We start from the raw sequence: 23,638 nt of genomic DNA on the forward strand, positions 1-23,638 counted from the left end.
TTCGAACGAGGATCCCATGCGACCCAGTCTCCGGATGCCGCCCGCCGCGGCCGCGCTTCTCGCGATGGCCGTCGCCCTGGGGGCGGTCGTGTCGGTGACCGGCAGCGCTCACGCGGCCGAACCGCGACGCGAGGAGGCATCCGTGTCCGCTCCGACGCCGGGCCCGAACCCGCTCGCCCGCGGCGCCGCCCTGCCGACGTACTCGGCAGCGGCCGTCGCAGCGGCGGACGCCCGCGCGAAGGGCCGCACCGCGGTCGCCGACGCCTTCGACGTCATCGCACGCACGCCCACCGCCACCTGGCTCGGCGAGTGGTACAGCGATGGCGAGCTGGTCCGCGTGCTCAAGGCCGAGACCGCCGCCGCGAAGAAGCAGAAGAAGGTCGCGACCTTCGTCATGTACGCCATCCCCGCGCGCGACTGCGCGGCCCACTCGCAGGGCGGCCTCACCCCCACGCGGTACCGCGCGTGGACGAAGCTCATCGCCGACACCCTGCGCGGCACCGGCTCTGCCGTGATCGTCGAACCCGACGCGCTCGCGATGCTGGGCGACTGCACCGGACAGGGTCCGCGCACGACCCTCATCCGGGATGCCGTGTCGGCGCTGACCGCAGCGGGGGTCGCCGCGTACATCGACGCCGGCAATGCGAACTGGGTGCCGCCCGAGACGATGGCCCAGCGCCTGCGCGACGCCGGTGTGCTCAACGGCCGCGGATTCGCCACGAACGTCTCCAACTTCTCGCGCACCGCGACGGAGCAGCAGTACGCGGAGCGGCTGCGCGCCCTGCTCGGCGGCTCGCCCCGCTACGTCATCGACACCTCGCGCAACGGGCGCGGGTGGCAGGGCGGCTGGTGCAACCCCTCCGGCGTCGGCCTCGGAACCGCGCCCCGGGCGGGAGCCTCGGGCTCGGCGCTCGACGCGCTGCTGTGGATCAAGCGACCCGGAGAGAGCGACGGCCTGTGCAACGGCGGGCCGGCCGCGGGCAGCTGGTACGAGAAGGCCGCGCTCGAGCTCGTGCGCAACCGCGCGCGCTGAGCGAGGGCCGGCGTCTCAGGCCTCTCCCCAGGTCATGGCGATGACGGTGACGTCGTCCTCCTGCTCGGCCCGGGTGGCGCGCGCGACGAGTTCGTCCACGATCGTCTGGATGTCGTCGCGACCCTCGATGAACTCGCGATAGAGGTCGATCGAGTCGAGCGAGCCGCCGAAGAGGTCGAGCACGCCGTCGCTGACGCTGATGACGCTGTCGCCGGGCTGGAGCGCGACCTCGGAGCTGGTCCAATTGCTCCCCACCCCGATCGGGAGGTGACCCGACCGGAGGAAGACGGTCGTACCGTCCGCGCTGCGGACGACCGTGAGCCCGTGGCCGGCATCGACCCACCGCAGCGTGCCGTCGAGGCTGATGCGGGCGTGGAAGCAGGTGGTGAACTGTGCTCCGATCGCGGCGGTGGGACCGGTGTCGAGGCCCACGGCCGCGCGGCGCACAGCGGTGGCGGGGTCGGGCTCGTCGACGCTGCTGCGGATGACGGTGCGGACCGCCGCGGCGATCATCCCGGGCCCGACGCCCTTGCCCATGACGTCGCCGAGGGTGAAGGCCGTGCCGCCGTCCAGAGTCGCGTACCAGTCGTAGAAGTCTCCGCCCACCGTGCGGGCGGGCACGCACGCACCGGCCACACGGAATCGACTCGGCAGCGACGAGCCGTCCACGGGCTGAAGCGAGCGCTGCACGACGGCCGCCTGCGACACCTCGGCCTCGGCCAGGCGCCGGTGCCACTGCGACATCGTCAGCTTCTGCAGCGAACGCCGCGAGAGCTCGTTCACGACCGCACCCGCCGCCGCGTAGACCAGCACGGCGATGACCAGCCGTACCGTCTCGCTCACCGTGATGCCATGCCCGGGCGCGAGCACCATCGGCAGCAGAAGCGTCGCGCAGGTGCCGGCGAGCGGCACCAGGATGCGCCACCGCCCCGGACCGGCGGCGATCCAGATGACGGGCAGCACGATGATCGCGAGGAACACCGATTGCGAGTCACCCGTGCCGAAGCGCAGGAGTCCGACCGCGATGAAGTCGCCGATCGGGATGACGATCTCGGCACGTCGGAGAGCAGGCGACCGGACCATGAGGCCGGCCACCAGCAGCAGCGCGAGCGCGAGCGCCGCGCCCTGCCACATCCGGGACGCGTCGGTCACGCTCAGCCACGGCGTCGCGGCACTCGCGATGGCGGCGCCCACGACGAAGGCCGTGATGATCGACTGCCGCGCGAAGGGCTCCCACGATCTGCGTGCCGGCGCCAGGATCACCGGGGCGGTGTCGAGAACCGCGGCCCGGGTGTCAGGAGGGGCGGATGTCATACGTCCAGTCAATCGGACGATCGGCGGCACCGGGGCGTAGCGGCGCGAAACGGCCCAATTAGCACAGCCGTGCTAACATCGCCGCATCCACACCAGGGAGGGGATTCGTCATGATCTTGGCTGCGATCATCGCGTGCGAGGTGGGGTTCTGGGCCGCGATCGTGGGCGGCCTCGTCACCCGCTACGTCTTCGGCCGCCCCCGACTGGGCGCGATGCTGCTCCTCGCAGCGCCGCTGATCGACCTCGTGCTCCTCGTCCTCGTCGCGGTGGACATGCTCCGCGGCGGCACCGCCTCGTGGCACCACGGTCTCGCCGCGCTCTACATCGGGGTCTCGGTCGCCTACGGACACCGCATGATCGCCTGGGCGGACGCGAAGTTCGCGACCCGCTTCCGCGGGGCCGCGCCACGGCCGCGACGGTACGGAGCCGCGTACGCCGTCGCCTGCTGGAAGGACGTGCCGCGAACGGTGCTGGCGGCCTCGATCGCCGCAGCCGTCCTCGGCGGGCTCATCCTGTTCGTCGGCGATGCCGACCGCACGTCCGAGCTGGTCGGATTCCTCCCCATCCTCGGGGTCATCGTGGGTATCGACCTGCTCTGGGCGATCAGCTACTCGGTGTGGCCCAAGCGCCCGCCCGTCGCTGCGGCAGGATGAGCTCATGCCGCGCCTCATCGACCACGACGACCGCAACGACGAGATCGCGGCAGCAGCCTTCCGGGTTCTCGCGCGCGATGGCCTGGCCGCGCTGTCGGTGCGGAGGGTGGCCGACGAGGCGGGCATCGCGACGGCTTCCCTGCGTCGCGCCTTCGCCACGCAGGACGCCCTGCGCCGCTTCTGCTTCGCGCGCCTGCAAACGGCCGTCGCCGCGCGCATCCGTGCCGTGACAGGCGAGGGCCGGGAGCGTGCGATGCAGTGGATGCGCGAACTCCTGCCCCTCGACGCGACGCGTCGCACAGAACTCACCGTGCAGCTTCAGCTGAGCCGACTCGCGCTCACCGACTCGGGCCTCTCCGAGAGCGCACGAGAGCTGCACGAGGGCGTTCGGAGAGTGTGCGCCGCCGTGCTCGACGGGCTGTCGGAAGCGCGTGTGCTCGCGGACGGGCTCGACCTGCCTCTCGAGACCGTCCGCCTGCACGCCCTCCTCGACGGACTGGCCCTCCACCTGCTGTGGACTCCGTCGGACGACCCCGCCCGCGACGCCGACCGCGTGCTCGCCCGTCACCTCGACACCCTGGCGAGGTAGCCCGAGCGTCGTGCGTGGGTCAGTCGCGGGTGTCGCTGGGCGCGGGGGCGTCGGCGAACTCGTCGACGAAGAGCGAGTCGCGGTCGAGGGTCTTGTTGCGGTACGCCTGCCGCGCGACCATGTGCGCCGACAGCGGAGCGGTGGCGAGCTGGACGAGTGCGACCGGAACGAGGAAGGCCACGACCTCCCACGACTGCGAAGCGACGCCGATGGCGATGCAGATGACGATGAACCCGAGCACCTGGGGCTTGGTCGCGGCATGCAGCCGGGTGGGGACGTCGCGGAAGCGCAGCAGGCCGACGGCGGCCGTCAAACACAGCAGCGCGCCGATGAGCACGAGCACGAGGGCGATGACGTCGGTGATGATCATCGGTCGACGTTGTCCTTCCGTGCGACGAACCGGGCAATCGAGATCGAACCGAACACCCCGACCGCGGCGACGATCAGCAGCACCGGAAGGGTGCGCGTGTGGTGGTTGACGGCCATCTCGGCTCCGAGGGCGCAGATCACCAGGGTGAGCAGGACGTCGGAGGCGACGGCGCGGTCGAGGATCGACGGCCCCGTGATGATCCGCCACAGGGTCAACAACGCGGAGACGGCGAAGACCACCGAGATGACGACGATGAGCCAGGTCACGAGCGCTCCCTCCGCAGATCCGACAGCTGGTGCGCCTGCGCCTTCGATCCGACGGCACGGACGATGCGTTCCTCCCAGTGCTGGATCGCCCGCCGCTGACGATCGAGCTGCTCCTGGTTGCGCACACCGATCGCGTGGACGTACAGGATGCGTCGATCACGGTCGATGTCGATGATGAGCGACCCGGGGATGAGGGATGCCGTCACCGCGACGTGCGTCATGATGAGGTCGTCGTCGGTGCGCAGCGGCACGGCGATGATCGCCGTGCCCGGCTGACGCCGCGGATCGATGACCTGCCATGCGACCAGCAGCGAGCCCTTGACGAGCGACAGCAGGAACTCGAGGAAGAACACCACGCCCCACCACAGGTTCACCCGACCCGAGAGCTCGACCGGCGGCAGCCGGAAGATGCGGGTCACGAACAGCGCGACGATGACCCCGGTCAGCGCGGCGAGCACCGTGAACTGGCCCCACAGCAGCATCCACAGCGCCACGAGCCAGACGAAGAAGGGCAGCTGACGCCAGAGCGCTGTGGCGGCGTTGCGCTTGGCCTCGCCCATCATCCCTGCACCTCCTGCTCGAGCTGGGTGATCGTCACCGGCTGCAGCAGCGACTCGCCGATGTCGGCGCAGAGCTCGTACAGCGGGCCCGCGAAGATCGTCAGGGCCACCGTGACGGCGACCATCCCGGCCGTCGCGGTCGTCATGATGCGGGGGATGACGCGCTTCTCGGTCTGCACGTCGGCGCCCTCGGCGTCGCCGAGGTAGGCGATGCGGGCGTCGGTCTCGCTCTCGCCCTCGCCGATCTCCTCCTTCTCGCGCCAGAACGACAGGTTCCACGCGCGCATGAGGGCGTAGAGCGTGAGGAGCGAGGTGACGATGCCGGCCACGATGAGCACGTACATCAGCGGGGTGCCCTCGTCGGCTGCTGCGTCGAAGAGGGCGTACTTGCCGATGAAGCCCGAGAACGGGGGCAGTCCGCCGAGGTTGATGGCGGGGATGAAGTAGAGCACGGCCAGCAGCGGGGCGGCACGCATGAGACCGCGCACCTTGAGGATCGAGGTCGACCCCGCCCGACGCTCGACGAGCCCGACCGCGAGGAACAGGGTCGTCTGCACGACGATGTGGTGGACGATGTAGTAGATCGTGGCGCCCACCGCGGCCGGCGTCGCTATCGCGAGCCCGAAGATCATGTAACCGATGTGGCTGACGAGCGTGAACGACAGGATGCGTTTGAGCTCGGCCTGTGCGACGGCGCCGAGCACGCCGACGATCATCGTCGCCAGGGCGACGATGATCAGCAGCGTGTTGACGTCGTTGTCCTGGAAGATGTCGGTCTCGGTGCGGATGATCGCATACACGCCCACCTTGGTGAGCAGGCCCGCGAACACGGCCGTGACCGGTGCGGGCGCGGTCGGGTACGAGTCGGGCAGCCAGAACGACAGCGGGAAGACCGCGGCCTTGATGCTGAATGCGAGCAGGAGCATGAGGTGCAGCACGAGCTGCGTCTCCTGCGGGAGCTCGGTCATGCGCTCCGACAGCTGGATGATGTTGACCGTGCCCAGCGCGCCGTAGATGGCGGCGATGGCCGAGAGGAAGAGGATCGACGAGACCAGCGAGACGACGATGTAGACCACGCCGGTGCGTATGCGCGACTCGGTCGATCCGAGCGTGATGAGCACGTACGACGCCACGAGGAGGATCTCGAAGCCGACGTAGAGGTTGAACAGGTCGCCCGCGATGAAGGCGTTGAAGATGCCGGCCGCCAGGATCAGGTACGACGGGTGGAAGATCGACACCGGCGTCTCGTCGTCGCCGTCGGCGGCGCCCTGCCCGACCGAGAACAGCAGCACCGCGAGGAGCACGATGCTCGAGACCACCACGAGCAGCGCCGCCAGCCGGTCGACGTAGAGGACGATGCCGAACGGGATCGGCCAACCGCCGACCGAGACGGCGATCGGGATCCCCGTCGCGTTGATGGCGTTGAGCAGCACGGCCGCGATCACCAGGGTCGCGGTGAGCGTGACGATCGAGACGCCGACCTGGATGCGGCGACGACGGCCGAAGATCAGGGCGACGGCCGCGCCGAGAAGCGGCAAAGTGACGAGGAGGGGTACCAGGGCGCTCATCGGTCTCCTCCGGGGCGATCGGTGGGCGCGTCGTCGCGCAGCGCGTCGAAGTCGCGCGAGTGCAGCACGGTGATGGGCGAGGTCAGATCGCCGACGAAGTCGGTGGTGGCGTCGTCGTCCTCGTCGGTGATCTCCTGCTCCATCGCCTCCTCGTCCTCGGCGACGCGGTCGCGCACGGCGAGGTCGGCCTCGTCGTCCTCGACCGTGTCGGCCTGGCCGAGCTGCCAGGAGCGGTAGATGAGCGCGAGCAGGAACGCCGAGACCGCGAAGGTGATCACGATCGCGGTCAGGGTGAGGGCCTGCGGCAGCGGATCGCTGTAGTCGGCGGCATCCTCGGCCGAACCGTAGAAGGGAGCGACACCGGGCGCGCCCATCACCACGAGCAGGAACAGGTTCGCGGCGTTGCCGAGCAGCAGGAAGCCGATGAGCACCCGGGTGAGGCTGCGCTCGAGCATCGCGTAGACGCCCGCGGCGAAGAGCACGCCCATGATGATGATCAGGGTCAGCGAGACGTTCATCGGGCGACCTCCTCTCGCTCCTTGCGCTGACGGTCGACTTCGGCGCCGAGCGAGCGGAGCACGTCGAGGACGAGTCCGATGACCACGAGGTACACGCCGACGTCGAAGATCGTCGAGGTGACGAACTCGACGTGGCCGAGCACCGGCAGCTCCGCCTCCCAGAAGGTGCTCGTCAGTGCCGGCGCCCCGAAGAACAGCGGCACGATCGCGGTGCCGACGGCGAGCGTCATCCCGACGCCGAGGAGGCGACCGGCATCGGTGGGCGCCGCGGCTCCGAGCTCGTACGGGCCGCCGGCGACGTAGCGCATGACGAGCGCCATGCCCGCGACGAGGCCTCCGGCGAACCCGCCGCCCGGCAGGTTGTGGCCGGCGAAGAGCAGGTAGATCGACACCACGATGATCGTGTGGAACAGGATGCGGACGATCACCTCGAGCATGATCGAGCGGGTCTCGGGTCGCAGCTTCTGCCCGCCCACGAGCCAGGCCTGCCGCGAGGAGCCGGAGCCCGCGCGGGGCCGAGGCCCGTCCGAGGTTTCGACCAACGGTCGCCGGGTGCGCAGCGCGCCCGTGGGCAGCGACGAGATCGCGCGAGAGAGAGTGTCGGAGCGGTCCGTGACGAACACGAGCGAGGCCACTCCGGTCGCGGCGAGGATCAACACCGACAGCTCGCCCATCGTGTCCCAGCCGCGCAGATCGACGAGGGTCACGTTCACGACGTTGCGGCCGTGACCGATCTCGTAGGCCAGGTCGGGGAAGGCGGCCGAGATCGGCTCGGCGACCCGGGCCCCCGTGGCCACGATGGCGATGAGCGCCATCGTGGCGCCGACACCGAGGCCCAGCAGGGCGCGCCCGATCGGCCAGACCGAGGCGTTGTGGTCGCCCATGCGCGACGGGATGCGGCGGAGCACCAGAGCGAAGGCGATGAGGGTGACGGTCTCGACGAGGATCTGCGTCAGCGCGAGGTCCGGGGCTCCGCTCGATGCGAACAGGGCGACCATGCCGAGGCCGGTGACCGAGACGAGCACGACGCCGGTGTACCGCTTGCGGGCACGCACGGCGATGATGCCGGCGATGATCATGACGGGCGCCACGATGATCTGCATCGGCGCGTGCCAGCCGGCGAGATCCGCCTGCCAGCCCGCGTGCGCGATGAGGGCCGTGCCCTCGGCGGCGACGAAGACGACGAAGATCGTGCCGACGTACACCGGGAGCGAGCCGCGCTGGGTGAGGGACGTCGTCCACACCGAGGTCCGGACGACCGCGCGGACGGTGCCGTTGTAGGCGTCGACGGCGGTGAAGGGGAGCCAGCGACGCTGCGTGCCGCCGCCGCGGCCGACGAACCAGAACAGCGCGAGACCGGCGAGGATGCTGCCCACCGAGAGGAACAGCGCCGGCTCGAGACCGTGCCACAGCGCGAGGTGGTATTCGTACCCATCGGAGCCGGCCGACTCGGGCATCGTGTCGGCGTAACCGCTGAACGCGGCGTCCAGCAGCGGGGCGGCGATGCCGCCGACGATCGACAGCCCGCCCAGCAGCACCGGCGCGGCAAGGAAGCCGATCGGCGGATCGGGCCACTCGGTGCGCGGGAGCGTCTCGTCCGCGGCATCCTTCTTCGTCCAGAACGCACCCCAGATGAAACGCGCACCGTACGCGGTCGTCAGCACCGACCCGAGCACGATGCCGATCAGGGGCGCCAGCGAGGCCGGGTCGCCACCACCCTCGAGGAGCGACGACAGCACCGCCTCTTTTGCGACGAACCCGATCGTCGGGGCGAGGCCCACCATCGACCCGATCGCGATGATCGAGAACACGGCCAGCGTCGGCGCCTGACGGCCCACGCCGGAGAGTTCGCGGATGTCACGGGTGGAGAGCTGGCGGTCGATGACGCCGACCACGAGGAACAGCGACGACTTGAACAGGGCGTGGCCGACGAGGAGGGCGAGTCCGGCCAGCGCCGAGTTGCGCTCCCCGTACCCGAGCACCACGGTGAGCATGCCGAGCTGACTGACCGTGCCGAACGCGAGGATGCGCTTGAGATCCGACTCGCGCAACGCCTGCAGGCCACCGAGGAGCATCGTGAAGAGGCCGAGCCCGATGACGATGGGCCGCCACGGGTCCTCATGCGCGAACGCCGGTGCGAGACGCGCGATGAGGTAGATGCCGGCCTTGACCATCGCCGCCGCGTGCAGGTACGCACTGACCGGGGTGGGCGCGGCCATCGCGCCGGGAAGCCAGAAGTGGAACGGGAAGATCGCCGATTTGCTCAGGGCCCCCACGAGCATGAGCACGACCGCGATGTCGAGCAGAGCACCCTCGGGCGCCGGACCCGACACGATCGTGCTGAGGCTCGTGGTGCCGTAGAGCACGACGAGCATGACGACGCCGACGAGCATGACCAGGCCGCCGAGGGTGGTGACGAGCAGCGCCTGGAGTGCGGCGCGACGGCTGGCGCCACGGCCGTTGTAGAAGCCGATGAGCAGATACGACAGGACGCTCGTGATCTCCCAGAACATCACGAGCACGACGATGTCGTCGGTGAGGACGAGACCGTACATCGCGCCGGAGAACGCCAGCAGCACGGCCGCGAACTGGCCGACGCCCACTTTCTTGCCGTCGAAGTACCACCGGCAGTAGATCATCACGAGCGCGCCGACGCCGGTCACGATGAGCGTCATGATCCAGCCGAGGGTGTCCATCCGCATCGACAGCGCGACGTCGAGACGCGGGATCCAGGCGTATGACTCGAACGGAATGCCTCCCGCAAGGACGACGGGCCCGCGCAGCGCCGCATCGATGAACGCGGCGATCGGGAGCAGGGCGGCGACGTAGAAGGCGCGGGCGCCGATCCGCTTGACCAACCACGGCAGGACCAGCGGCAGAACCGCGAACGCACCGAGGAAGATCAGCAAAAGGCCTCCTCTGGGCGTGGGGGGGTCGTGTCATCCATCTTACCGACAGGATGGGATGCTGCGGCCGCCGCGTCAGGACGTCACAGCGACCGGAGACGTCGTGTTCCCGATCCGGAACGTACTCGTGAAGGAGTGGGATGCTGCGGCGTCGCCGGCCAGGAGCGCCGCGACGGTCTCTCCGGCAGCCCGTCCCTTCTCCCACGCGGGCTGCACCAAGGTCGTCAGCTCGTACGGGGCGAGACCGTCGACGACGATGCCGTCGAAGCCCGTGACGCTGACGTCCCCGGGGACGTGCAGACCCGCCTCCTCGGCCGCGCGGAGCACGCCGACGGCCAACAGGTCGCTCTGCGCGACGACGGCCGTCGGGTGCGGCCCGGAGCCGGCGAAGAGCGCACGACCGGCGGCCGCGCCGGCGTCGATCGAGCTGTCGACGGCGGCGTATACCGGCGCATCCGGGAACACGTCGCGGAACCCCGCGAGCCGGTCGGCCACGACGTCGACCGACGTCGTCCTCTCGTCGTCGGTCGAGAGCCAGCCCGCCTCCGACCCCCAGCGGAACGGCATCGTGACGGCGACGACGTCCGTGTGGCCCAGGTCGCGGACGTGCTCGGCGGCGACCCGCTGCGCCTCGCGGTTGTCGAGCGCGATGCGGGGCACGCCCTCTCCCCCGTCGCCCTCGATGACCACGACCGGGATGCCGCGTGCGCGGACGCTCGCGAGGTGATCGCGCAGCAGCGCGCTGCATCCGATGAGGACAGCGGCGTCGATCGGCGCCGTCATGAGGGTGGGCTCGCCGGCGACCACGCTTCCCTCGCGCAACAGCAGCAGGCCCGCTCCGATGGGGGCCACGGCATCGGCGAGCGCATCCATCGTGATGCGCATGACGGGATCTCCGAAGACGCTGCCGAGGCGCCCGCCGCTGACCACGCCCACGATTCCGCTGCGGCCTCGCCGCAGCGACGCCGCTCGTGGGTCGGGTCCGAGGTATCCGAGCTCGGCGGCTGCGGCGAGCACCTTCTCTCGCGTCGCCTCGCTGACGGGGGTCTTGCCGCTGAAGACGACCGAGGCCGTCGACGGCGACACCCCGGCGGCACGGGCGACATCGGAGATGGTGGGCCGGCGCGCGTTCACGACCCGATCGTACCCGCCGCTGGTGCGATGTCGAATCGATTCGGTAGCCTGACTCGGTGACCGATGTGATCTCCCGTTCCGTCTACCTGCGCTGGCGCAACGCCGTCTTCGCGATCTTCGCCGCGAGCGGCCTGAGCATCGCCACCTGGGCGGCGCGGGTGCCGTCGATCAAGGCGGACCTGGGAATCGAGAACCGCGAGATCGGACTCGCGCTGCTCGCGATGGGCATCGCGTCGATCCTCGGGCTGTCGGCGAGCTCCGTCGTCATCGCGCGGTTCGGCACGCGCTCGGGGATGTTCGCGGTGCTGATCGTCCTCTCGATCGGACTGGCGATCCTCGGCCTCGGCTCCGGCCTGTTCCACTTCTACGCCATGCTCGTGGTCGGGCTCGCGCTGTTCGGCTTCGGCAACGGCTGCCTCGACGTGATGATGAACGTCGACGGGGCGGCGATCGAAACGCAGTCGGGCAAGACGATCCTGCCGCTGTTCCACGCCTTCTTCAGCTTCGGCACGGTGATCGGCGCGGGCGTCGGAGCCATCGCGGCGGGTCTGCGCATCGGCGTCGCGATCCACGCCGTGAGCATCGCCGCGCTCATCGTCGTGCTCGCCGTCGTCGCGATCGCGAACGTGCCCCGACGCTCGGTCACCGACGCGGTCGCCGCGGACGGCCCCACCCCGGCCGCGGCGGCCGAGGCCGCGAAGCCCGGCTGGCGCGAACGCGTCGCGGTCTCACTGTCGGCCTGGCGCGAGCCCCGCACCTACACCCTCGGCATCATCATGCTCGGCATGGCCTTCGCCGAGGGCGGGGCGAACGACTGGCTCGCCCTCGGGGTCGTGGAGCACGAAGGCGGCTCGGCCACGCTCGGCGCCGCCGCGCTCACGGTCTTCAGCATCTCGATGACGGTCGTCCGGGTCTTCGGCGGGCCGCTCGTCGATCGCTTCGGCCGGGTCGCGACGCTGCGCGTCCTGGCGGTGGCCGCCACTGCCGGCATCCTGCTGTTCATCCTCGCCCCGAACCTCCCGCTCGTGTTCGTCGGAGCGGCACTGTGGGGCATCGGAGCATCCCTCGGATTCCCCCTCGGCATGTCGGCCGCGGCCGACGACCCGGCACGGGCCGCGGCTCGGGTCAGCGCAGCGGCCACCATCGGCTACGTGGCGTTCCTGTGCGGCCCGCCGATCCTCGGCTTCATCAGCGACCACATCGGACTGCTGAACACGCTCTACATCCTCGTGGTGCTCGTGGCGGCATCCGGTCTCGCCTCGTCGGCAGCCAAGCCGCTGCCCGGCGCGAAGGTCGGCGCCGGTCGTCACTGACCCGGCGGGCACCCGAGGTCCGCGCCGCGAGGTCCCAATTGAGCCGGGTATCTCGCCGCCATTCCCGGCTGAACTGGGACCTCGGGGCTGCGCTGGAGGCCCGCGGGCGCGGACGCGCGGTCGCGCCCATGGGCGGGCGCGACGTCGCTCTGCCAGGATCATCCGCAATGACGATCTCCACACAGTCCTGGCATCACCCGGATCCCGACACGGGCGTCCGTCTCGACATGATCCCCGAGCAGGTGCTGCATGCCCTCGGTTCGGGCGACGCCGCGAGCCTCGACCAGTTCTACGCCACTCCGTTCCTCACCGGTGCGGAATGCGACTGGCTCTGGCGGATCCGGAGCGCGCAGGTGCTCGCGTCTCCGGGCGACGCCCCCTGGGTCACCCGCTTGATCGTCGATCCGCTCCTCGACGTGCCCGTCGGGATCGCGGGCTTCCACGGGCCGCCGGACGAGACCGGGATGGTGGAGGTCGGATATCGCGTCGACCCCCCGCTTCGGCGCCGCGGCTACGCGCGCCGAGCGCTCGAGATCCTGCTGAACGTCGCACGCGAGCATCCCGACGTGCGCACGGTCCGCGCGACCATCAGTCCCGACAACGTGGCATCGCGTGCACTCATCGACGGTTACGGGTTCGTCGCGCGCGGCGAGCAGTGGGACGACGAGGACGGCCTCGAGCTGATCTACGAGCTCCCCGTCGACGACGCACCCGGCGCGGCCGAGAGCGCATAGGCTCGTCGGGTGCGTCTGGTCATCGCCCGCTGCTCCGTGCAATACACGGGGCGCCTCAATGCTCACCTTCCGCTGGCTACCCGGCTGCTGGTGCACAAGGGCGACGGCAGCCTGCTGGTGCACTCCGACGGAGGCTCCTACAAGCCGCTCAACTGGATGAGCCCGCCCTGCACGCTGACGGTCGAGACGCCCGAGGACGACCTCGACGTCGAGGAGCAGGTCGTCGAGCAGTGGCGCGTCAGCCACGCCAAGTCGGGCGACACGCTCGTCGTGCGCCTCTACGAGGTGCTGCACGACTCCTCGCACGAGCTCGGCGTCGACCCCGGCCTGGTCAAGGACGGCGTCGAGGCCGACCTGCAGCGACTGCTCGCCGAACAGGTGGAGGTCATCGGCGAGGACCTGACGCTGGTGCGGCGCGAGTTCCCCACCGCGATCGGGCCGGTAGACCTGCTGCTGCGCGATCCGGCCGGTGGCACGATCGCCGTCGAGGTCAAGCGCCGCGGCGACATCGACGGCGTCGAGCAGCTCACCCGCTACCTCGAGCTCCTGGGCCGAGACCCCCACCTCGCGCCCGTGACCGGCGTGTTCGCCGCTCAGGAGATCAAGCCCCAGGCGAAGGTGCTCGCGGCCGACCGTGGCATCCGCTGCGTGACTCTCGACTACGACGCCATGAAGGGCATCGAGTCGGGGGCGCCGCGCCTGTTCTGACGAGGCGCCCCCGTCGCGTCAGGCGCCGAGCTTGGACAGCTCGGCGAACTCGTCGTCGCTGAGCTCGATCTCGGCGCCGCGGAGGTTGTCCTCGAGGTGCGCGACGCTCGACGTGCCCGGGATCGGCAGCATCACCGGCGAGCGCTTGAGCAGCCACGCGAGCGCGATCTGCGCCGGGGATGCCTGCTTGCGCTCCGCCAGCTCGCTCAGCGGCGAGTCGGCCCCGGTCAGACCACCGGTGGCGAGCGGGAACCACGGGATGAAGCCGATGCCCTGCTCATCCGACCAGTCGAGCAGCTCCTCGGCGTCGCGCTTCTGGAGGTTGTAGAGGTTCTGCACCGTCACGATCGTCGCGATCTGCTGCGCGGCCTTCACCTCGTCGACCGAGACCTCCGAGAGGCCGATGTGGCGGATCTTGCCCTCGTCCTGAAGCTTCTTCAGCTCGCCGACCTGATCCTCCAGCGGCACCTGCGGGTCGATGCGGTGCAGCTGGAAGAGGTCGATGCGCTCGAGACCGAGACGGCGGAGGCTCATTTCGGCTTCCTGACGCAGGTACTCCGGTCGCCCGACGGGCGGCCACTCGTTCGGTCCGGTGCGCGTCAGCCCGGCCTTGGTGGCGATGATCACATCGTCGCCGTAAGGATGCAGCGCCTCCTTCAGGAGTTCCTCGGCAACATAGGGCCCGTACGAATCGGCGGTGTCGAAGAAGTTCACGCCCAACTCGACCGCGCGCTTGAGGACGCGGATCGCCTCGTCGTGGTCCTTCGGCGGACCCCAGACGCCGGGGCCGGTGAGCTGCATGGTGCCGTAACCGAGGCGATTCACCTCCAGGTCGCCGCCGATGCGGAAGGTGCCGGAAGCCTGGGCAGGGGACGTGCTGGAAGTCGTCATAGGAGTTCCAGCACGATCCGGCCTCGAGACATTCCCGGCCGCTCACTCGCCGCGCATCGACTCCGCGCTCGGTCTGGCTGAGCCTCTCACCGGTGCAGTCAGCGCGGGGGGCCACGACTCGTGAGAGCTGAGCACTGCGGCGATCTTGCTGCTAGCTGAGGCGAGCTGTCGCGCCTGCGCTGCCGTGAGGGTGTCGAACACCGCGTGTCGCAGGAGGGCAGGTGCGCTGGAGTCGATTCGGCGATATTCTCGCGTCCGGCCAGCGTGAGAACTCCCAGCGTGAATCGGCCGTCTGTCGGGTCGATCTTACGCCGCATCCACCCCTTCGCTTCAAGCCGCGACACCGCACGGCGAGTCGCTGATGCGCTCGCCCGGTGAGCGAGGGCATCGGCGACCCGACCTGTCCTGCCCTCACACGAGCGTCCGCAATCGCGTGAGTCGCGCCTCCCTGCTTTCGATCGTGCCGATGGGTTCGGCGGCGTTGCGGAAAGCGGCCCGCGCGGCCGACCAGCTGGCGTCGTCGACCGAGAGCGCGTTACGGAGATAGGCGGTTGTCAAACTCTGAACGATCGCCACCGGTTCTGGACTCCGATCGGTGGTCTCGGCCACCTCGTATCCGACCATGCCACCGAGCGAGTGCTCGGCGCCGAGAAGCGTGACCAGGTCGGTCGCGCCGGGACTGCGGGTGTAGGCGTCGGTGAACCAGTCCGAGCCACGGCTGGACATCCCCGACTGGTCGCGGTCGCCGGCGACGACAAGGGTCGGTGTGGTGAGCCGTGTGACTGACGGCCGCATGAAGGCGCGACAGAGAGTACCGGCACGCCGGTACCGACGATGTCATCCGACGACGACGCGTCTGGAACTGCTCGTTGCGGTCTATCGACATCACGTCGAGACGCGCGCAGCGGCGGGCCCGCGGCTGCTCGCAGAGAGCGAAACGCCGGAGGCGGCTCTTCGCGCGTGGGTGAAGCTCTTCGTGGAGTTCCTGGTCACCAAACACAGCGTCGCCGACGCCCTGCAGACAGATGCGTACAAATTGTTCAAGGGCATCGGCAACCTGTGCATCGGAGCCGCGAATGATGTCCGATACGAGCCCGAGGTGCTCGTGCAGCTGCTGATTTCCGGGGCGCTGAGAGAGGCGTCGACGTGACCTCCCGTCTCCGACTCGCTGAAGCCGTGCGAGATGACAGAGTGAGGCCCCTCTGCGGAGGGATGCTCATCGATCGGCGTCTTCGGGAAGGATGTCGTCAATCGACGAGAGCGTCGATGCGGCGTCCGCACTCGGCGGATCGACAGCGAGGTAGGCCGATCGGAAGGCGGTGATCTCGCGACGCAATAACGGGATGTCTTCCCTGTCCGTGACCGCTGCAATCCGACACAGGAGTCGTACTGCGGCTCGGACGACGAGGGGGTGTTGCATGCCGTAGGTGCGGACGGAGAGAAGCACGTCCGTGATCACGTCGAACGGTGACGGCAACTCGCACACGACCCGCAACTGTCCATCGGGGCCAGGAAAGCGGCCGGTCGCGGCCGGTCGCTTCACGAGGGTGACCAGTGCTGAGCTGAGGGCGTCGATCGCGGCGACCGCGGTGTAGGGGTCGTTGGTCCCGGATGCGAGTCCACGGATACCGATCTCGGTCAACCCCCGTGCAGCGAAGACGAGGTCCTGATGGGGCGTGCGGGGCGCGCCGATCGAGATCGCCGATGCAACCTTCTTCGGTCGATGCTCTGCCCCGCTGCGATCTGTTTTTCCGCGAGTTCCTGGTGTTGCCTCTCGCGATGCGGAGCCGAGTGACTCGGCGATCGGCTGGCCCTCCAGCACGTATGTACCCGGTGGTGCGAGAACGCGCACCACGGTGCGGTTCGAGTCTGCGAGTTCGGCGAGGTCATCGATGTCGACGTACTGCACGTAGCCGGCGGTCGAGGAGAAGAACGTCTCTTCGACTCGCAGATCCTGGAGTCTGATCGGTGCCGTGACCCGGCGGGGGTCTTCCGGGTAGAGCAGGTCGATGACGGCACGCAGCTCTTTCAGGACGCGGTTCTGCAGAGTGGTCACCTGCACGGAACGTGCGATGTGATGGATGAAGTAGACCAGCACGGCGACGTTGCCGATCGCCAGGAGGACGGCGAAGGTGACCGCGATGACCGGGACGAATGCTGACGTCGAGTCCTGTTCGGTCCGCACCGCCCGGAGCACGACCAGGGTGTACAGGAACGTCGAGGTGAGCACAGCGAGGACGACCTGGTTTCCCCGGTCGGCCATGAAGTTGCGCACCAGGCGAGGCCCATAGGCGGACGAGGTCGTGGCGAGAACCGAGATGGTGATCGAGAATGACGTCGCAGCAACCCCGAGCATCGTGCCGCCGATGACGGTGAGGATCGCGCGCCCGCCCGTTGCGGACAGATCCGCGATGAACGGGACCGACTGGATGCCGTGCGCCAGCAGTAGCCGGTCGAGTTCTGTCAGCCCGAGCGCGAGAAGGACGGCGCCCAGCCCGAACAAAGCGGGAAGGAACCAGAAGGATTCCCGTGCATGCAGAAACCAGGTGCGCATCCTCGAAGGCTAGACCTCGGTGTGACCGGAACGCAGGAGCGGGTCTGGCGGCAGGTCGGTTTTCGACGTCTCGCGATGCGATTTCGGCGGATACAGAGGCTGATGCTCGTCCACACCCCGAGATGGGACTCAACGGTGATCCTCCCGCGGCCAGCTGCCGCGTGCCCGCACCAGCCGCCCCCGACCGGCAGCTCGGCGCCCGGCCCGTAGGCTGGGAGCATGACCCGATCGCCGTTCTCCTGCGTCCTGTGGGACATCGACGGCACGGTCGTCGACGCCTCCGAGGGCATCCTCCGACGCCTCACGATCACCCTTGCGCACTTCGGGCATCCGGCTCCGACGACCGACCAGCTGATCGACTGGATCGGACCGCCGATGCACGAGTCGTTCCAGCACAACCTGGGGATGACGCCCGAGAAGGCGACCGAGGCGGTGTCGTTCTACCGGGTGCTCGGCAAGGCCGACGGCTACACCACCGGCGCCCGGCTCTACCCTGGCGTGGCCGATCTCATCGTCGAGCTGGACGAGGCGGGTGTGCCGCAGTCGACCGCGAGCTCGAAGCCCGAGGTGCAGGTCCGAGCGCTGATGGAGCACTTCGGCCTCGCCCCGCGACTGCGCGAGATCGTCGGGGCGACCACCGACGAGAAGACGCTGAGCTCGAAGGCGGACGTCGTCGGCGAGGCGCTGCGCCGCCTCACGGCGGACGGCGTCGACGTCTCGCGGCCCGTGCTCATCGGCGACCGCCACCACGATGTCGAGGGTGCGTCCGAGAAGGGCGTGCCGGTGATCTTCGTGTCGTGGGGCTTCAGCACCCCCGACGAAGCACGTGGTGCGATCGCGGTGGTCGACGACATCGACCAGCTGCGCGCAGAGCTGCTGCCCGGGGGCTGACCCGACGGGCCTCCCCCATTCGACGCCCGGGCTGCATGCCAGAAAGCAGCGCCCGGGCGTCGACGGATCCCCCCGGATACGTCACGCACTGCGTGACGGGGACCACTGTACTGATGATCCGCTTCCACCGATACCCGCAGATGAGACGCATTTCATCCGCGTAGCGTGCTGGTCGTGGCACACGTAGACCTGCGACCCTTCGACGATGACGACGCAGACGCCGTCTTCGAGATGATGCGCGACCCGGATGCCGTCGCCCAGGCGGCCTTCACCGCCGATGATCCGTCCGATCGCGGGGCGTTCGACGCGTGGCTCGAACGGCACCGCACCGACGACAGTGTGACGATGCTCGTCGTCACCGAGGACGGCGGCTTCGCCGGCACCGCGGCGGCGTTCACCGTCGACGGCGACCGCGAGGTGACCTACTGGATCGCGCGCCATGCGCAGGGTCGCGGAGTCGCCTCGGCCGCACTGCGAATGCTCGTCATGCGCGAGGCCGAGCGACCGCTCTACGCCCGCGTGGCCGCGGACAACGCGGCATCCATCGCCGTCCTGCGCGGCAACGGCTTCAGCGAGATCCGTCGCGAGCGCTCGTTCGCACCCGCGCGGGGCACCGCGATCGACGAGGTGGTCTTCGCGCTGCCCCCCACGCTCGACGGCATCTGACCGCGGGGTCTACATGCGGGCGAGCGCGGCGAGTTCGGCCCGCGAGGCCGCTCCTGCTTTGCGCAGCAGATTCGACACGTGGAACTTCACGGTGTTCTCGCTCACCCCGAGCGTCTCGGCGATGTCGCGGTTGCGGCGACCGGCGGCGACGAGGCGCAGCACATCCCGCTCGCGCGGGCTCGCCTCGAAGCCGTCGGGCACCTCGCCAGGACCGGTCGGCGGATCGAGCGGCAGCTGGATCGCGACCTCCGACCCCCACCCTTTCGTAGAGGTCACGGATAGGTGCCCGGAGAGGGACGAGACGATCTCGGCCACCGGGCGCAATTCGTCGTCGTGCCTCGTCAATTCGCCGTCGCCGTCGTCGCGGATGCCGATGAGCAGGTGCAGTCCGTCGCAGTCCCACTGGATGCGGATGCGCGAGGTCTCGGCGCGGTCGACGATCGCCAGCACGGTGCTGCGCACGATCGTCCGTGCCGCGTGGGCGATCTCACCCGGCAGCGCGCGACCGTTCGCCGGCGGCTCGACGAACTGCACATCGAGATCGCTGTAGCGCACGAGTGGCCGGAGGTCGCCGCGCAGGCGCTCGAAGGCCCCGACGACCGGTTCGAGAGCGGCCCCCTGCTCATCCGTCTGCTCGCGCAGGCCGACGAGCGCACCCGCCGCGACGTCGACGGCGACAGTGCGCGCGGCTCGATCGTCCAGACGGGGTGAGCGCAGCGTCGCGAGAAGCGATTCGAGCGTGAGCGCGTAGCGGTCCCGCTGGTCTGCGAGCGCCCGGGCGTGGTCGGCGGCGGCGCGGCGCGCGGCGGCGGAGGAGATGTCGTCCAGGTGCATGACAGCCCACACTACCCACCCCATCCGTACGGGTAGGACGGACCATCCCACCGGGTGATCGACGCGCACCGGCCGTCCGAACACACTGGGCCCATGCCTGGATCGACCGCCTCTTCCTCGGTCGCGCACTCGTCTTCCGCCGCCGTGTCGCTGGTCGCGAACGAACTGCTGCGCGCCGCCGAGCGCACTGCCGTCGTCGCGGCATCCGCGCTCGACGACCTGGCCGACGCGTTGCTCGCCGCCGATCGCGTGTTCCTCCTGGGCGCGGGCCGCTCGGGCATCGCGCTGCGGATGACCGCGATGCGCCTCATGCACCTGGGCCTCGACGTCCACGTGGTGGGTGAACCGACCGCCCCGGCGATCCGCGCCGGCGACCTGCTGCTGACGGCCAGTGGTTCCGGTGGCACCGAGAGCGTGGTGCGCGCCGCGCGCACGGCATCCGGTGAGGGTGCATCCGTCGCGGCCATCACCACCGACGCGGGCTCCACCCTCGGCCGACTCGCCGACGTCGTGATCGCGGTGCCGGCCGCGCAGAAGCTCGACCGCTCGGCCGCGGCCTCGCGTCAGTACGCCGGCAGCCTGTTCGAGCAGCTCGTCGTCGTCATCGGCGACGGGCTCTTCCACGCGATGTGGGGCCGGCAGGGAACGAGCGCCGACGAGCTCTGGCCACGCCACGCCAACCTCGAGTGACCCGCACCGCCGTCAACCCCGCCACCGCGAACAGCGGCCCCCCGACCACGACCACCCCCCGGATTGGATACCCATGAAGCTGCAGTTCGCCATCGACACCCTCTCGATCGAGAAGGCCCTCGAGCTCGCCGCGGCCGCCGCCGCCCACGTCGACATCCTCGAGCTGGGTACCCCGCTCATCAAGAGCGAGGGCCGTTCGGCCATCACCGCGCTCAAGGACGCCCACCCCGACAAGGTGATCTTCGCCGACCTCAAGACGATGGATGCCGGTGAGCTCGAGGCCGACCTCGCCTTCGACGCCGGCGCCGATCTCGTCACCGTGCTGGGCGCGGCCGATGACAGCACGATCGCCGGCGCCGTGAAGTCGGCCGGCGCGCGCGGCAAGGGCGTCGTCGTGGACCTCATCGGCGTCGCCGACAAAGCGGCCCGCGCGAAGGAGGTCGTGGCTCTGGGCGCCGAGTTCGTCGAGGTGCACGCGGGCCTGGACGAGCAGGCGTTGGAGGGCTACTCCCTCGACACGCTGCTGCGCGCGGGCGAGGCCTCCGGCGTGCCGTTCTCGATCGCCGGTGGCGTGAACCTCAGCACGATCGGCGCCGTGCGCGACTCGGGAGCCCAGGTCGCCGTCGTCGGCGGCGCGCTCTACGGCGCTCCTGACGTGGGTGCGGCAGCCGCTGAGCTGCGTGCAGCCATCGGCTGACCGGCGCGGCGCCCCGCCCGGCGAGCCCGTCGGGGCGCCGCTCACCCGGTTGCGTCCCGGCGGGCGAGCATTCCCTCTGGAATCGCGCAGGGCGGGCTTCCCGGGTCGGAGAACGCAGGGCCACGCAGGCATACTTCTACGATGAATCTGCTCGACGACGTCGTGACCGCCGCCTCGTCATCGACGTCCACTCCCGATCTGCTCCGGCTCGTGCAGACGCTCGCGCAGCACATCGGCTCGCACGAACTGCGGTCCTGGGCTCGCGCGGAGCTGACCGGGTACCTTCCCGAGCACCGGCTGCCGACCTACCGCGGACCGTTCACCCTCCCCGTCGAGGGTTCGGATGCCGCGCCGTCGAACGTCACCATCGAGCTGCGCGGCCCCCTCGTCGAGCTCTCGCGCACGGCCGAGCTCGTCCGCGATCGGACGCTCGCCGCCGACGACGGGACCGAGGCCCAGCGCTTCCGCGGACGCGTCGCGGCCGGGATCGACCCGCGCATCGCGCTGATGCGCCTCTGCGCGGAGTCGAGCGTCGTCCCCGCTCCCCTGCTGCGATCCGTCGACGAGACGGTGCGCAACCGCGCCCTCGAGATCGCGCTCGACCTCCGCGCCGTCGTGCAGGAGACCGCCGACGGGCTCGCCGTGTCCGCGGCTTCGCTCGCCTTCATCGTCGACGGGGCACTCGGGCTCGCGCCCGGTCTCGGCGCCCCCGGGACGACACCCGCGCTTTTCCAGGATGCCGCCGCGGTGCAGCTCGTCGAGCTCATGTCGGCCGTCCTGGCAGACACGCACCGCGCGGAGGACGCAGCCCGCGTCGTCCTCGAGGACGAGACCGGCGCCGTCAAACGCAACAGTGTGCAGCGTCTGGCGAACGCCGTGCGCTCCGGTCGGATCCCCGCCGCCCCCGGCATCCACCCCGACGACGCCGCGGACCTCGTCGTCGACATCGCCGCCGGTCACCTCGGCTGGTGAGGCGTAGCGTGCCGGGACGGGGATGACTAAGGTCTCGCACCGAGCTCGTTCATGTGCAGCGTCCGAATCGACGACGCCGATGAGCTGCACCTGATCGAGAACGTCGCCTCATCGGCGTCGGGCCCGGGCCGGCGGGACTGACCCGACCGCCGGAACGACGAAGCCGGTCGGGGTTCACACCACCGACCGGCTGTCGTCTCGCTGTGCGCGAGGGGGGACTTGAACCCCCACGCCCTTGCGGGCACTGGCACCTGAAGCCAGCGCGTCTACCTATTCCGCCACTCGCGCGAGAACGTGTTTCCACGCAATCAACTTCCCGAGGATATCACGGCGCGGCAGCCGTCGAAGCCCGTGGCGGCGGTCGCGCGGGGGCGGATGCGACCCCCAACCAGCATGGAACCGACCCGGGATGCATCGTGCGTTCAGCCTGCCTGACTACGATGAAGCAACCATCCGCCTGCCTGAGGAGCCCCGTGGGACTACTTGACAGCTTCGAGAAGGGTCTCGAGCGTGCCGTCAACGGCGCCTTCGCGAAGACCTTCCGCAGCGGTGTCCAGCCGGTGGAGATCGCTTCCGCGCTCCGCAGCGAGCTCGACAAGAAGGCCGCCGTGGTCAGCCGCGACCGCATCCTGGTGCCCAACGCCTTCACGGTGCGCCTGTCCGACAACGACACCGAGCGCATGAGCGCGATCGGGCCCGCCCTCCTCGACGAATTGCGCGGACTGGTCGAGAAGCACGCCGCCGCCCAGGGCTACTCGTTCTCGAGCGCCGTCTCGGTGTCGCTCGACGCCGACCCGCAGCTGTCGACCGGCACGGTGCGCGTGGACTCGAACGCGGATTCCGGCGCTCGCGTCTCGTGGCAGCCCGTGCTCGAGATCGACGGCACCCGGCATCCGATCGTCGCATCGCGGACCGTCATCGGCCGGGGCAGCGACGCCGACATCACGATCCCCGACGCCGGCACGAGCCGCAAGCACGTCGAGATCCTCTGGGACGGCGAGCGCGCGATGGTGCGCGACCTCGGCTCGACGAACGGCACTCAGCTCAACGGTGCACGCGTCGGCGAGGCCGCACTGCCCGTCGACGGCGTCGTTCGCATCGGCCGGACCGACATCGTCTTCCGCGTCGTCCCGCAGACGCAGTCGCCCGCGCGCCCGCGCATGTCGGCGGCCGACGCGACGCGCATGTACGACACGCGAGGTGACGCCCGATGAGTCCGCTCACCCTGCTGCTGCTGCAGATCGGCTTCCTCGTCCTGCTCTGGTTCTTCGTCTTCGCCGTGGTCTACTCGCTGCGAGCCGACCTGTTCGGGGTGAAGGTGCGCAAGCTCCCCGAGCCGGCCGCGGCCGGCGCTGCATCCGCCGGCGGGCCCGCCGTCACCCGTCCGCCGACGTCGTCGCCGGATGCCGCGACCGCGGCCGTCGGCGCGGTCGGCGTCGCAGCCCCCGCGGGCGCGAGCGGCAAGGCCACCACCGACGCGGTCGCGCGCATCGTGATCACGAGCGGTCCCAAGGCCGGACTGGAGCTGCCGCTCGGCTCCGAGCCACTGACGATCGGGCGCTCGAGCGAGTCCGGCCTCGTCATCCGCGACGACTACACCTCGAGCCACCATGCGCGCCTCGTCCTATGGGGCAACCAGTGGATGATCCAGGACCTCGACTCCACCAACGGCACCTGGCACGACGGCGAGCGGGTCGCCTCGCCGGTTCCGGTGACGGTGGGAGCGCCGATCAAGGTCGGCGCGACGACCTTCGAACTGCGGAAGTAACCCCCTCCG

Annotated in this window: 26 protein-coding genes and 1 tRNA gene; 14 read left to right on the forward strand and 13 right to left on the reverse strand. The window is 70.0% G+C overall.

Annotation, left to right across the window (positions count from 1 at the left end):
* Positions 1-16: 16 nt before the first annotated feature.
* The gene (locus tag HW566_RS08965; protein WP_178012199.1) at positions 17-1,033 is read left to right on the forward strand and encodes a glycoside hydrolase family 6 protein; all 1,017 of its coding nucleotides are present in this window, start codon (positions 17-19) and stop codon (positions 1,031-1,033) included.
* Positions 1,034-1,048: 15 nt separating this feature from the next.
* Here the strand turns inward: HW566_RS08965 and HW566_RS08970 are convergent, their stop codons facing one another.
* Positions 1,049-2,347, reverse strand: coding sequence for a PP2C family protein-serine/threonine phosphatase (locus HW566_RS08970; RefSeq protein ID WP_178012200.1), 1,299 nt, complete (start codon positions 2,345-2,347; stop codon positions 1,049-1,051).
* A gap of 110 nt (positions 2,348-2,457) precedes the next feature.
* On the opposite strand from HW566_RS08970, the gene HW566_RS08975 reads away from it, so the two are divergent.
* Positions 2,458-3,000: a hypothetical protein gene (locus HW566_RS08975; protein WP_178012202.1), complete on the forward strand. Its 543-nt coding sequence runs from the start codon at positions 2,458-2,460 to the stop codon at positions 2,998-3,000.
* A gap of 4 nt (positions 3,001-3,004) precedes the next feature.
* Positions 3,005-3,589 (forward strand): TetR/AcrR family transcriptional regulator, encoded by a 585-nt coding sequence (locus HW566_RS08980; RefSeq protein WP_178012204.1) that lies wholly within the window; start codon positions 3,005-3,007, stop codon positions 3,587-3,589.
* Positions 3,590-3,608: 19 nt separating this feature from the next.
* On the opposite strand, the gene mnhG is transcribed toward HW566_RS08980, so the two are convergent.
* The 7 genes from mnhG to HW566_RS09015 all read right to left on the reverse strand — a co-directional run bounded on the left by mnhG (position 3,609) and on the right by HW566_RS09015 (position 10,911).
* Positions 3,609-3,959 carry a monovalent cation/H(+) antiporter subunit G gene (mnhG, locus tag HW566_RS08985; protein WP_178012206.1) on the reverse strand — a complete coding sequence of 117 codons (351 nt, stop codon included), beginning with the start codon at positions 3,957-3,959 and terminating at the stop codon, positions 3,609-3,611.
* The gene (locus tag HW566_RS08990) at positions 3,956-4,225 is read right to left on the reverse strand and encodes a monovalent cation/H+ antiporter complex subunit F (protein ID WP_178012208.1); all 270 of its coding nucleotides are present in this window, start codon (positions 4,223-4,225) and stop codon (positions 3,956-3,958) included. The genes mnhG and HW566_RS08990 overlap by 4 nt, the downstream gene beginning before the upstream one ends.
* On the reverse strand, positions 4,222-4,785 hold the full coding sequence (locus HW566_RS08995) for a Na+/H+ antiporter subunit E (RefSeq protein ID WP_372955800.1): 564 nt from the start codon (positions 4,783-4,785) through the stop codon (positions 4,222-4,224). Before HW566_RS08995 ends, HW566_RS08990 begins: the two co-directional genes overlap by 4 nt.
* Positions 4,785-6,353, reverse strand: a complete 1,569-nt coding sequence (locus HW566_RS09000; RefSeq protein WP_178012212.1) for a Na+/H+ antiporter subunit D — start codon at positions 6,351-6,353, stop codon at positions 4,785-4,787. Before HW566_RS09000 ends, HW566_RS08995 begins: the two co-directional genes overlap by 1 nt.
* Positions 6,350-6,871, reverse strand: a complete 522-nt coding sequence (locus HW566_RS09005) for a Na(+)/H(+) antiporter subunit C (protein WP_178012214.1) — start codon at positions 6,869-6,871, stop codon at positions 6,350-6,352. Before HW566_RS09005 ends, HW566_RS09000 begins: the two co-directional genes overlap by 4 nt.
* Positions 6,868-9,780: a Na+/H+ antiporter subunit A gene (locus HW566_RS09010; protein ID WP_178012216.1), complete on the reverse strand. Its 2,913-nt coding sequence runs from the start codon at positions 9,778-9,780 to the stop codon at positions 6,868-6,870. Before HW566_RS09010 ends, HW566_RS09005 begins: the two co-directional genes overlap by 4 nt.
* 72 nt (positions 9,781-9,852) lie before the next feature.
* Positions 9,853-10,911: a LacI family DNA-binding transcriptional regulator gene (locus HW566_RS09015; protein WP_178012218.1), complete on the reverse strand. Its 1,059-nt coding sequence runs from the start codon at positions 10,909-10,911 to the stop codon at positions 9,853-9,855.
* Positions 10,912-10,967: 56 nt separating this feature from the next.
* On the opposite strand from HW566_RS09015, the gene HW566_RS09020 reads away from it, so the two are divergent.
* From HW566_RS09020 to nucS, 3 genes are all read left to right on the forward strand, one after another.
* A complete protein-coding gene (locus HW566_RS09020; protein WP_178012220.1) occupies positions 10,968-12,224 on the forward strand; it encodes an MFS transporter in 1,257 nt (418 codons plus the stop codon).
* A gap of 167 nt (positions 12,225-12,391) precedes the next feature.
* Positions 12,392-12,958, forward strand: a complete 567-nt coding sequence (locus tag HW566_RS09025) for a GNAT family N-acetyltransferase (RefSeq protein ID WP_178012222.1) — start codon at positions 12,392-12,394, stop codon at positions 12,956-12,958.
* A 9-nt stretch (positions 12,959-12,967) separates the two neighbouring features.
* On the forward strand, positions 12,968-13,666 hold the full coding sequence (gene nucS, locus HW566_RS09030) for an endonuclease NucS (RefSeq protein ID WP_178012224.1): 699 nt from the start codon (positions 12,968-12,970) through the stop codon (positions 13,664-13,666).
* Positions 13,667-13,684: 18 nt separating this feature from the next.
* Here nucS and HW566_RS09035 read toward each other — a convergent pair whose 3' ends face one another.
* Positions 13,685-14,557, reverse strand: coding sequence for an aldo/keto reductase (locus tag HW566_RS09035; protein ID WP_178012226.1), 873 nt, complete (start codon positions 14,555-14,557; stop codon positions 13,685-13,687).
* 411 nt (positions 14,558-14,968) lie between these two features.
* On the reverse strand, positions 14,969-15,283 hold the full coding sequence (locus HW566_RS09040) for a hypothetical protein (RefSeq protein ID WP_218621620.1): 315 nt from the start codon (positions 15,281-15,283) through the stop codon (positions 14,969-14,971).
* Here HW566_RS09040 and HW566_RS09045 point away from each other — a divergent pair.
* Positions 15,255-15,707, forward strand: coding sequence for a hypothetical protein (locus HW566_RS09045; RefSeq protein WP_218621621.1), 453 nt, complete (start codon positions 15,255-15,257; stop codon positions 15,705-15,707). The two genes, HW566_RS09040 and HW566_RS09045, sit on opposite strands and share 29 nt — an antisense overlap.
* A 66-nt stretch (positions 15,708-15,773) precedes the next feature.
* Here the strand turns inward: HW566_RS09045 and HW566_RS09050 are convergent, their stop codons facing one another.
* Positions 15,774-17,111, reverse strand: a complete 1,338-nt coding sequence (locus HW566_RS09050) for a DUF2254 domain-containing protein (RefSeq protein ID WP_178012228.1) — start codon at positions 17,109-17,111, stop codon at positions 15,774-15,776.
* Between the two features lie 219 nt (positions 17,112-17,330).
* On the opposite strand from HW566_RS09050, the gene HW566_RS09055 reads away from it, so the two are divergent.
* Complete coding sequence (locus HW566_RS09055) at positions 17,331-18,002, forward strand: HAD hydrolase-like protein (RefSeq protein WP_178012230.1); 672 nt, start codon at positions 17,331-17,333, stop codon at positions 18,000-18,002.
* A gap of 174 nt (positions 18,003-18,176) precedes the next feature.
* Positions 18,177-18,668, forward strand: a complete 492-nt coding sequence (locus tag HW566_RS09060; protein WP_178012232.1) for a GNAT family N-acetyltransferase — start codon at positions 18,177-18,179, stop codon at positions 18,666-18,668.
* 9 nt (positions 18,669-18,677) lie between these two features.
* Here the strand turns inward: HW566_RS09060 and HW566_RS09065 are convergent, their stop codons facing one another.
* Positions 18,678-19,502, reverse strand: a complete 825-nt coding sequence (locus tag HW566_RS09065) for a helix-turn-helix transcriptional regulator (protein ID WP_178012234.1) — start codon at positions 19,500-19,502, stop codon at positions 18,678-18,680.
* A gap of 93 nt (positions 19,503-19,595) precedes the next feature.
* Here HW566_RS09065 and hxlB point away from each other — a divergent pair, with 93 nt between their 5' ends.
* The 3 genes from hxlB (at position 19,596) to HW566_RS09080 (ending at position 21,861) form a co-directional block, all read left to right on the forward strand.
* Complete coding sequence (gene hxlB, locus HW566_RS09070) at positions 19,596-20,192, forward strand: 6-phospho-3-hexuloisomerase (RefSeq protein WP_178012235.1); 597 nt, start codon at positions 19,596-19,598, stop codon at positions 20,190-20,192.
* 73 nt (positions 20,193-20,265) lie between these two features.
* Positions 20,266-20,889 (forward strand): 3-hexulose-6-phosphate synthase, encoded by a 624-nt coding sequence (gene hxlA / locus HW566_RS09075; RefSeq protein ID WP_178012237.1) that lies wholly within the window; start codon positions 20,266-20,268, stop codon positions 20,887-20,889.
* Between the two features lie 141 nt (positions 20,890-21,030).
* Entirely contained in the window at positions 21,031-21,861 is an 831-nt protein-coding gene (locus tag HW566_RS09080) for an AbiTii domain-containing protein (protein WP_178012239.1), read from the forward strand.
* A gap of 204 nt (positions 21,862-22,065) precedes the next feature.
* Here HW566_RS09080 and HW566_RS09085 read toward each other — a convergent pair.
* Positions 22,066-22,149: transfer RNA gene (locus HW566_RS09085), tRNA-Leu, on the reverse strand.
* Positions 22,150-22,334: 185 nt separating this feature from the next.
* Here HW566_RS09085 and HW566_RS09090 point away from each other — a divergent pair.
* Both HW566_RS09090 and HW566_RS09095 read left to right on the forward strand, forming a co-directional pair.
* Positions 22,335-23,075, forward strand: a complete 741-nt coding sequence (locus HW566_RS09090) for an FhaA domain-containing protein (RefSeq protein ID WP_178012240.1) — start codon at positions 22,335-22,337, stop codon at positions 23,073-23,075.
* A complete protein-coding gene (locus HW566_RS09095; protein WP_178012242.1) occupies positions 23,072-23,629 on the forward strand; it encodes an FHA domain-containing protein FhaB/FipA in 558 nt (185 codons plus the stop codon). The genes HW566_RS09090 and HW566_RS09095 overlap by 4 nt, the downstream gene beginning before the upstream one ends.
* Positions 23,630-23,638 lie beyond the last annotated feature (9 nt).

The sequence above is a fragment of the Microbacterium oleivorans genome (genome assembly GCF_013389665.1).
Taxonomy (GTDB): Bacteria; Actinomycetota; Actinomycetes; order Actinomycetales; family Microbacteriaceae; genus Microbacterium; species Microbacterium oleivorans_C.